Below are 9,868 nucleotides of genomic sequence, written 5' to 3'. Positions count from 1 at the left end.
GTCTTTTTTTATCAGGTGCAAGATGTGAGTTAAGACAATTTATCTGGAAACGTTTGGAGAAATTAAACACATTAACCGTTGCTTCTATAACAGGGTGGGATTTTATTCTTGATGCTTTATTTGAATCAAATTTTTCGTGAATTGGTATCAATAGTATATTGCAAAGCAGCACTCGTTTTTTATAGACACTAAAAATTTAGGGTAATATGACAGTAAAGTGAAATATACCGAAAAAGTTGTATGAATCTCACTATTCAAGATGTAGAAAGACTACAACAAAACCTACAAGAAGAGCAGCACGACTACCAAATAGAACTGCAAGAAGGAAATATTCTGGTTATGGGGCCGTCAGATATTGAATCTAGTGAGATTGGTGCTGAGTTGATTCGGCTATTAGGTAATTGGATAAAACCGCGTCAGCTTGGACGGATATTTGACTCAAGTGGTGGGTTTATTATGCCCAACAGCGATTTACGCGCGCCTGATGTTTCTTTTGTAGCAGCAGCAAGATTAAAACGTACTGTGAGAGATTTTGCTGAGTTAGTACCTGATTTGGTGGTAGAAATAAAGTCGAAAACAGATAAAATTTCTAAGTTAGAAGAGAAAGTTAAATTATTTTTAGAATTAGGTGCCAGGGTTGGAATATTAATTAATCCAGATGAATTAACTGTGAGTGTCTACCGTCCTCATGGCGAAGTAGAAGTTTTAGCTGGTGAAGATAAATTGACGATTGTTGAGTTGTTTCCTGGTTGGGAAGTGACAATTTCTGAGTTATGGCCGCCTGTATTTGAGTAATTTTAAAAAATAATTCGTTACTCTGAAATGAGAGCGATCGCCTGACATTTTAAAACCTACCATTTCCTTGAATAATGTGCTTGACTGTAGTCAAGGTTTCCAAGCTAATAAATCCTCGACGGTGGCCTTTTTGGTTGGACATACCAAGAAATACTGAATCTCCCCGTGAAGGGTTGCGCGAGAATCTAGGGGAAGTGTTGATGTAGGTGGAAGCGCTATTCACTCCTAAAGCAAATTGCCGACTTTCTTGATAAGATTCCGTGACGATACAGTCAGCATGACCGCTGCTATGTTGATTAATCCAAGCGATCGCCACTTCTAGGCTATCCACTAGTTTAAAGGCTACAGTCTTAGTTAAATAGGGACTGCCCCAGTCGCTTTCTTTGGCTAGTTGCAATTGAGGAAAAGCTTCGACTAACTCTGCATCACCTTTAAGTTCAAAGCCTTTTTCTTTCAAGCTATTCCACAGCACTGATAAAGATGATGGCATGGCTTGGCGATGAATTAATACCTTTTCGATCGCATTCACAGGGTCTGGTTCGCTTTGATGGCTATCAAGAATCATCCAGCGTACCATCTCTAAGCTGCCATTCAGCGACCAGTAAAGGTAACAGTTGCCCATTGCGGACTTTAACACGGGACAAGTTGCTTGTCGCATCACCTGTTGCACCAAGCTAGAACGTCCGTAGGGAATTACTAAATTGAGGTACTGGTCTTGAGTAACTAAATCCCGCACAGAAGCACCGTGTTCGGCTGTGACTAGTTCAACGCAACCTGGTGGTAAACCAACCTCTTGAATTGCACTTTGGAGTACCTCTGCGATCGCGGCGTTAGAATGACTGGCTTCTGTACTACCTTTGAGAATGATACTATTACCAGTTTTAATACACAAACCTGCGGCGATCGCCCCTAAATCTGGAAATGCCTCATAAATAAAACCAATCACTCCCAAAGCCATTAATTGCGAGTAACTCTGAGAGTCTTCTGGTTGATAGTCAGCGTTCCTCACCCGCCGTAGGGGATCTGATAGTTCGCCTAAGCGTCGGAGTATTTCTACTGTGATCTCAAGTCGTTTTGGGGTGAGTTTCAGCCAATCTAAGATCAACTCTGGCACTGCCATTTCTTTACTGGCTTCTAAATCCAGAGTATTAGCTTCTAAAATATCATCAAAAGAGCTTTCCAGAGCCTGTGCCATCGCCAACACAGCCCGACTGCGGTCTACTCCCTTTGTCAACCCCAACTTCAGGGAAGCCTGAAAAGCGCGTTTGGCGCTTTTCATTGGTTCGGGGTAATCATGTACAACTTCAACGGTCATTGAGTTAACGTCGGTAGGTAAGCCAGACCATGAGTGCCGGCAGGATAGCTAATACCACTGCCACTATTGCCCAAGCAATAATGCTAGAACCCTTGGCTAATTTCAATGCTAATGGTAGCCAAATAATCACTAACACAAAAATAATGCCAAGGGCGATGGGTAGATAGCTTTCTCCCATACGTGGATGGACAACATTCCAACTATTTCCCGTCCAGCGCCAAGCCCGCTTGTAGGGATAGGTGGTCGAAAGTTGTTCTAGGACATATCCATTATCTTGGACAACAAAGATTTGCTGACAGCGATCGCAGCCAAATGCTTCTGTAAGGGTAATCGGAACTAACCGTCCCCGACGGCGACAGGGACAGGGATATTCCTGGGTAAAATCTATTTTTTCGGGTTTTTGAGGATGCACAAGCGTTCTACTAACTTGAGCGTGTTTTTCATAATTTGGAGATTTCCCGACTCAATGCGTTAGAAATTGGGTAATCTCACAATCAACTGTTTATATACATAGCGAAGTCAGGCAAATAATGCCATTATCAACAACACCATCAATTACCAATTTTCTGGAAATGGGTATATCTGTCTGTTGTTTTTTGCTGTAGCTGGCAATCTTGTTGAAGGATTTCCGGCTCTGCATCTGTGACTTTCAAGGTAATGTCATCAAGTTTTTGCGGCATGTATTGTAGTTACATATCTAATACAATTCTAAGCTTACGCGTTACTACTCCGAAAACAAACCGTTTGACAAGGCTGCGTTCGCAAGCCAGTAATATTCTGAGAACACTTCCTAAATTCTAACTACCGAGCATTAGATACAAAGCAGGAGACTTTTTTAACTTATTTTCATTCTCCTGATCATTTTCTAGTAGTTGATCAAAATATTGTGGCTGACTTCATTACCAAGAGATGCTGTTTACCTGATCAAACTTATATTCAACTAGCCACTTCTAAATCTAGTTTAATCTAGCCAAAATATAATGAGTTGAATCCAAGGATAAATACTTGGCTATTACTCACCCTATTTTTTACTGCTTAGATATTGGTTTTATTTTTAAAAGCGGGTAACGCGATTCGAACGCGCGACATCAACCTTGGCAAGGTTGCGCTCTACCACTGAGCTATACCCGCAAACTCACATTAACTATAGTGTCAGATATATTTTGATTTGTCAACCCCTGAGTTTTAGTCAATGGTTATTTGTCATTTGTGCTTGGTCAATAGACCATTGACTCTTGACCATTGACCCCTTCCGGGTGACGCTCCTAACGTCGCTAACGCTGCGCTAACGCCAGTCGCTCATGGGGGAAACCCCCAAGACCGCGCTGGTTCACCATTGACTCTTGACCATTGACTACTGACTGTTAATTATTGACTCTTGACCGTGAGCAGCAGGTAAGGGCTGGGGATTTAAAGTGTACGTCTCTGTGAGGTTAGAGCGTAATTTCCGCATCAGGCTGGCCATTTCTAGAGCGTTCATGGCATACTCCCAGCCATGATTAGCTTTAATCCCGGCTCGTTCTAGGGCTTGCTGCATTGTATCTACGGTCAAAATGCCAAAAATTACTGGAACTCCAGTTTGAAAGCTGGCTGCGGCAATGCCTTTGGCTACTTCCGAAGATACATAATCAAAATGGGGTGTTTGTCCGCGGATAACCGCACCTAAACAAATGATCGCATCATAACGCTGGGAAAGTGCTAATTGACGTGCAACAATTGGCACTTCAAAACTTCCCGGAACCCAAACATAATCAACTTGATTACCGTGGGGGTTAGGGTCTACACCATGACGTTTCAAGCAATCTTGACATCCTTCCACCAGCTTTGCAGTCACAAGGTCATTAAATCGACCAATCACCACTGCAAAACGTAAGGGTTCAGTTTGAGTAAAAGTTCCCTCAAAAACTGCCATGACTGCCTCTTAATCAACTATACTCTTGCCAATATACATTTCTTCTTTGCAGATGGTTGAGATGAAGCGCACAATTATCTACTGAAAATATGGAAAAAGGTAAATTAATCAATTTACCTTTTTCTTTTGCTATCAGCTTTATGCTATTTTATTAGACTATTGCCAAGTGCCTAGACTACAAACCTAGACTACAAAAAAGTTTAATATACCAACCAACAGTACTAGGGCAATCCAAACTCCAGAACCCAGCCACAATAATCTTTTAGATTCTACCCAACTTTGTGGGGTAGCATAGGCAACAGGAACGCCAACAACCAGTACAAAAGACATCAAAACAAGAGCTACTAAAGCGAACTGGAATATTATGGTCATTTTTGCTTCTCCCAAGACAGCGTAATACTAAAGATAGAATATCCTAAAGGGCGACACTGACAGTTTTTCCTTATTTTTTAACCTAGCAGAAATTGATACACTTTGGTTATTTGTCCTTTGTCATTTGTCCTTTGTCCTATGTTTAAGTACTAATGACTAATGACTAATGACCAATGACTAAGGATTATGGATTTAATTCTTTGCCACACAACGGCTGATTTTGATGCTTTGGGCGCGGCGGTCGGGCTGACTTGCTTGCTACCTGGAAGTAAGATTGTGTTAACAGGCGGCGCACATCCACCTGTGAGAGATTTTTTGGCGTTACATCGAGATGAGTATCCGCTGATTGAACGACGTTCAGTGAATCCGCAAACAATTCGTTCGATTACTGTAGTTGATACACAAAAGCGCGATCGCCTGGGTAAAGCAGCTGAATGGTTAGATTTACCCAGTGTGAAAGAAATTGTAGTGTATGACCATCACTTAGGGCAAGAGGGTGATATTCCGGCGACGCAACTGCATATTGCCCCGGTGGGTGCTTGCACAACTTTAATGGTGGAGCAATTACAACAACAGCAAATTTCTCTCACCCCATCCCAAGCCACGGTGATGGCTTTGGGTATCCATGTGGATACAGGTTCACTAACCTATGATTTATCAACAGCCAGGGATGCTTTAGCTTTGGCTTGGTTGATGCAGCAAGGCGCAAGTTTACCTGTGATTTCGACTTATCGTGATCCTGGTTTATCAACGCAGTTACAACAGCTATTAACCACAGCCTTACAAGAGTTAGAATATCTCTGCTTACGCGGTTATACGTTGGCTTGGGTAACTTTAAAAACTGATACTTTTGTGCCTGGGTTATCAGGTTTAGCATCCCAAATAGTAGAGTTAAGCGAAATTGATGCTTTACTGTTAGTCAATGAATATCCATTAGGGGAAGATGAATCAAGATTAACTGTGATTGGGCGATCGCAAATTCCTGGTGTCAATCTTAACTTGTTATTTCAACCCTTCGGCGGGGGTGGGCATTCTCAAGCTGCATCACTCAATTTGCGGGGAGTTGATACACAAGCAACTTTAGAAGAACTTTTAGAAGGTTTAAAAGCCTCCATTCCCCATCCCCTCACCGCTAGAGATTTGATGTCCTCCCCAGTCCGCACCATTCTTCCAGAAACTACCATTGAAGAAGCACAGCGGATTTTATTACGTTACGGACATTCTGGTTTATCTGTAGTTGATAATCAAGGACAGTTAGTCGGCATTATTTCCCGACGAGATTTAGATATTGCCTTTCACCACGGCTTTAGTCATGCGCCAGTCAAAGGTTACATGACTATCAATCTCAAAACCATCACCCCAGATACCACCCTGCCACAAATCGAGTCGCTGATGGTGACTTATGATATCGGACGCTTACCAGTCTTAGAAGATGGGCAATTAGTTGGGATAGTCACCCGTACTGATGTCCTACGGGAGTTACATCAAAACAGTGAGGAGTTTCAAGATATAAGTCCTCAGCACTCAGCACTCAGCACTCCCCACTCCCTACTCACCACTAACTTACAATCTCGTCTTGCACCCCAACTGTGGCAATTACTCACCAAAGCCTCCCAAGCAGCAGAAAAACGCGGTTGGCATCTTTACTTAGTTGGTGGTGCTGTGCGGGACTTGTTATTAGCCGAAACGGCAGACCAATTAATGATTAAAGATATTGATTTGGTTGTAGATGGCTTTCATAAATCAGCAGATGTCGGTGCTGGGGTGGAATTAGCAAAAGCACTGCAAGAACTTTACCCAGCAGCGCGGTTAGAAATTCATGGTGCGTTTCAAACTGCGGCTTTGTTGTGGCACAAAGATGCAGAATTAAATTCGTTGTGGGTGGATATTGCCACCGCTAGAACAGAATTTTATCCTTACCCAGCCGCGAACCCTGAAGTTGAGGCGAGTTCTATTCGTCAAGATTTGTACCGCCGGGATTTTACTATCAATGCACTGGCATTGCGGCTAACTTCTCCCCGTTCGGGCGAATTACTCGATTTCTTTGGTGGTTTATTAGATTTACAAGCCAAGGAAATTCGGGTTTTACACGCCAATAGCTTTATTGAAGATCCTACCCGGATTTATCGCGGTGTGCGCTTTGCTGTGCGCTTTGGATTTGATTTTGAACCGCGAACAGAAGAATATATTCGTTATGCCATTAACAGTGGTGTTTACGATCGCACTGCTCAACACAATAGCAGAACTCCCGCTTTGCAAACTCGGCTGAAAACCGAACTGAAACATATCTTAGAAGCACCGTACTGGAAATCAGCTTTGCAATTACTCGATAACTTACAAGCTTTGCAGTGCATTCATCATACTCTCTCCTTAGATGCCGAACTTTTACGTCAACTGCGGTTATTAGAACGCTGTCTGCACAGATTTGATCCCCAACTCACCCTTGTCCACTGGCAAATGCGCCTAGAAGCTTTAATTTCCCACCTCAAACCACAATATCTGGAGAAAGTCGCCAAAAATCTGCAATTACAAGACGATAGCATTCACCGCTTGCAAAATTTAGCCCAAGCGCAAGCAGAGGTTACGGAATTATTACCCCAGTTGCAGTGTCCCAGCCAAATTGTGCAGTTACTGAAAAAGTATGACTTACCAATGCTGATTTTAATCGCCTTGCAAAGCCCGCGATCACTCAGAAAACAAATTTGGCATTACTTAACAGTATTGACTCACATCCAACCTATTTTAAATGGTAACGACTTGAAGAAATTAGGCTACAAGCCAGGCCCCCAATATCGTCAAATTCTGGATGATATTCTTGCCGCAACGTTAGATAGAGTAATTATTAACAAGGCAGAAGCGGAAGAATTTTTAATGACAAAATATCCCAAATAACCAGTTATTTTCTAAATAAAATTATGCAAATCCAAACACAAAAAAAACACTACACTCCCGAAGAATATCTCCAACTAGAAGAGACATCGGAATTTAAAAATGAATACTATGATGGGGAAATTGTGCCAATGGCAGGTGGAACTACAAACCATAACGAAATTTCTTTAAACTTCTGCACTAATTTCAAATTTAATATGCGAGGTAAAAATTACAAAATCTATATGGGTGATGTGAGATTATGGATACCTCGTTACCGCATCTATACTTATCCTGATGCTATGGTGATTGAAGGAGAACCAATATATGAGGGAAATAATACTACTACAGTCACAAATCCTAGAGTAATTATAGAAGTATTATCTAAATCAACACAGAGCCATGATAAAACTGATAAATTTAGATTTTACCGTTCTATTTCTACCTTCAAAGAATATATTATAGTTAATCAATATGAATATTTAGTTGAGCATTACGCTAAAAATACTAATGCTCAATGGGTATTAACAGAATATGAATCATTAGATGCAGTTTTATCACTCCAAACAGTAGATTTTGCTATTTCTTTGAGTGATATTTATGAAGGTGTGAGTTTGTCAGCAGTTGGAGAATAAATTTAATTTTTGTGGCACATACTACATCTGTGTGAAGATTCTTCGCTTTCCGCAATGCTTTTGTGCTACACTGTAGTCTATATCAAACCTCATCATATTAACATCGAGATAACTGAAATGAAGTAGTACCAGACAAAAATTGTCAAAACCGAATAGATACGCCAAGTTTGACAGGGTTACTTCAAATAATCATGAGCTAGAATTTTTGTTTTTATCTTCAATATTTTGATTTTAACCACATTTATCTGTGGTTAATTATTGATGCAGATGTGATTGCATCTGAATATTTTGTCTATTCAATTCGCCCGGAATCTTTGTGCATAGATGGGTGAAAGTTGATGATTTGAGGTTTGGTAAGAATGCAGAAAAAATCAATATTAATCGCTGAGAATTTAAGTTATGAACTCAGCGATATACAGCCATTGTTTTCTGGGATTCAAGGAAGTATTGCAATAGGCGATCGCATTGCTTTAGTTGGTCGTAATGGTGTTGGTAAATCAACCCTATTAAAGATAATTGCTGGGCAGATTCAGCCTAAATCTGGTTCGGTGTTTCGGCAGGGTAGTGTTTACTATTTACCCCAAATTAGTACTATTCAAGAATCAATTAATGCAGATACAGTATTGAATTATTTAATTTCAATTGCTGATGAATGGTGGAACATTGAAGAGATTTTGCAAACCCAATTCAACACAACCATTGATTTATCATTACCAATGGCTAATTTAAGCGGTGGAGAATTGACGAAATTATTTTTAGCAATTGGTTTATCACAACAGCCAAGTTTGTTGTTGCTAGATGAACCAACAAATCATATAGATTTACCTGCATTAGAAAGCTTGAGACAGTTACTTTTAAATTTTGCTGGTGCTTATGTCATTGTCTCTCACAAACCTTTTTTCTTAGCTCAAGTAACTGCTGTGACTTGGGAACTTACTCCCAATCAATTAAAAGTATATGGAGGCAATTTTTCTGATTATCGACGACAAAAGCAAATAGAATTAGAAGTGGCAATGCGATCGCACGAAGTAGCCAGAAAGGAACTTAAACGCACCCAAGCAGCCGCGATGCAAGAACAGCAACGCACCGCCCAAGCACAACGTAACGGTCGAGCGAAGTTTCTCAATGGTAGTATTGACAGGATGGCGGCTGGATTAATTAAAACTAAAGCCGAAGCCGCAGCAGGAACAGGTAAAACAAAACATGAAGCGGCTGTAACCAAAGCAACCCAAAAAGTTGCAGAGACAAAAATTAAAACTACCAAAGTCACCAGCATTAGTTTAGAGGAAACCAACTATAAACACAGAAATTTAATTGCTATTCAAGGTGCAAATCTTTGGGTGGATAATCGGCTACTAATCCAAAATATTCAGTTGCAGATTTCGTCTGGTGAACGTATTGCGATTATTGGGGCAAATGGTTCAGGGAAATCGACTTTAGCTAAAGCTATCTTGGGCATGGAGAAGGAAACAGTGTTATTAGAATCAGGTGAGATTTTAATTACACCTGTTATGAAAGCTGTTTATCTCGACCAAACTTATCAACTCGTAAATCGTCAGCAGACAATTCTCGAAAATATGCAATCTGCTAATTCCAATTTGAGTTATCAGTTATTGCGTCAACAACTAGGACACTTTTTATTTAAATATGATGATGTGCATAAATCAGCATCTGTATTGAGTGGTGGCGAGTTGGCTAGACTAGCGATCGCTATGATTAGCATATCCGAAATTGACTTGCTAATTCTCGATGAGCCAACTAATAATCTTGATATTGAAACTGTAGAACAAATGGTCATCGGCATCAATGAATATCAAGGAGCTTTATTTGTCATTTCTCATGATATTAATTTTTTAAGTCGCATCAATATCAACCACAGTTGGCAAGTGAAACAGCAAAGCTTACAAATGACAAGTTATTTACCCAATCAGCTTGAGCAATATTATCAAGAAATTGGTCAGTGTTAAAGTT

The 9,868-nt window shown here is 40.5% G+C and carries 9 protein-coding genes and 1 tRNA gene; 4 read left to right on the top strand and 6 right to left on the bottom strand.

Annotation, left to right across the window (positions count from 1 at the left end; translation table 11 throughout):
* The first annotated feature begins 240 nt into the window (after positions 1–240).
* Positions 241–795 carry a Uma2 family endonuclease gene (locus NCWK1_RS17665; RefSeq protein WP_103125599.1) on the top strand — a complete coding sequence of 185 codons (555 nt, stop codon included), beginning with the start codon at positions 241–243 and terminating at the stop codon, positions 793–795.
* Positions 796–844: 49 nt separating this feature from the next.
* On the opposite strand, the gene NCWK1_RS17660 is transcribed toward NCWK1_RS17665, so the two are convergent.
* The 6 genes from NCWK1_RS17660 to psbZ form a co-directional block, all read right to left on the bottom strand.
* Positions 845–2,110 carry a glutamate-5-semialdehyde dehydrogenase gene (locus tag NCWK1_RS17660; RefSeq protein ID WP_103125598.1) on the bottom strand — a complete coding sequence of 422 codons (1,266 nt, stop codon included), beginning with the start codon at positions 2,108–2,110 and terminating at the stop codon, positions 845–847.
* 4 nt (positions 2,111–2,114) lie between these two features.
* On the bottom strand, positions 2,115–2,522 hold the full coding sequence (locus NCWK1_RS17655) for a hypothetical protein (protein WP_096583689.1): 408 nt from the start codon (positions 2,520–2,522) through the stop codon (positions 2,115–2,117).
* A 139-nt stretch (positions 2,523–2,661) separates the two neighbouring features.
* Positions 2,662–2,790: a hypothetical protein gene (locus NCWK1_RS30440; RefSeq protein ID WP_281259134.1), complete on the bottom strand. Its 129-nt coding sequence runs from the start codon at positions 2,788–2,790 to the stop codon at positions 2,662–2,664.
* A 379-nt stretch (positions 2,791–3,169) separates the two neighbouring features.
* Positions 3,170–3,241: transfer RNA gene (locus NCWK1_RS17650), tRNA-Gly, on the bottom strand.
* Between the two features lie 223 nt (positions 3,242–3,464).
* Entirely contained in the window at positions 3,465–4,022 is a 558-nt protein-coding gene (gene ribH, locus NCWK1_RS17645; protein WP_096583691.1) for a 6,7-dimethyl-8-ribityllumazine synthase, read from the bottom strand.
* A 183-nt stretch (positions 4,023–4,205) separates the two neighbouring features.
* Positions 4,206–4,394 (bottom strand): photosystem II reaction center protein PsbZ, encoded by a 189-nt coding sequence (psbZ, locus tag NCWK1_RS17640; protein ID WP_015111523.1) that lies wholly within the window; start codon positions 4,392–4,394, stop codon positions 4,206–4,208.
* Between the two features lie 186 nt (positions 4,395–4,580).
* Here psbZ and NCWK1_RS17635 point away from each other — a divergent pair, with 186 nt between their 5' ends.
* The 3 genes from NCWK1_RS17635 (at position 4,581) to abc-f (ending at position 9,864) form a co-directional block, all read left to right on the top strand.
* Complete coding sequence (locus NCWK1_RS17635) at positions 4,581–7,286, top strand: CBS domain-containing protein (protein WP_103125597.1); 2,706 nt, start codon at positions 4,581–4,583, stop codon at positions 7,284–7,286.
* 23 nt (positions 7,287–7,309) lie between these two features.
* A complete protein-coding gene (locus NCWK1_RS17630; RefSeq protein WP_103125596.1) occupies positions 7,310–7,897 on the top strand; it encodes a Uma2 family endonuclease in 588 nt (195 codons plus the stop codon).
* 359 nt (positions 7,898–8,256) lie between these two features.
* Positions 8,257–9,864 (top strand): ribosomal protection-like ABC-F family protein, encoded by a 1,608-nt coding sequence (gene abc-f / locus NCWK1_RS17625; protein ID WP_103125595.1) that lies wholly within the window; start codon positions 8,257–8,259, stop codon positions 9,862–9,864.
* Positions 9,865–9,868 lie beyond the last annotated feature (4 nt).

Origin of the sequence: Nostoc cycadae WK-1 (genome assembly GCF_002897135.1) — a bacterium.
Taxonomy (GTDB): Bacteria; Cyanobacteriota; Cyanobacteriia; order Cyanobacteriales; family Nostocaceae; genus Nostoc_B.
This window is presented reverse-complemented; position numbering and strand designations above follow the sequence as displayed.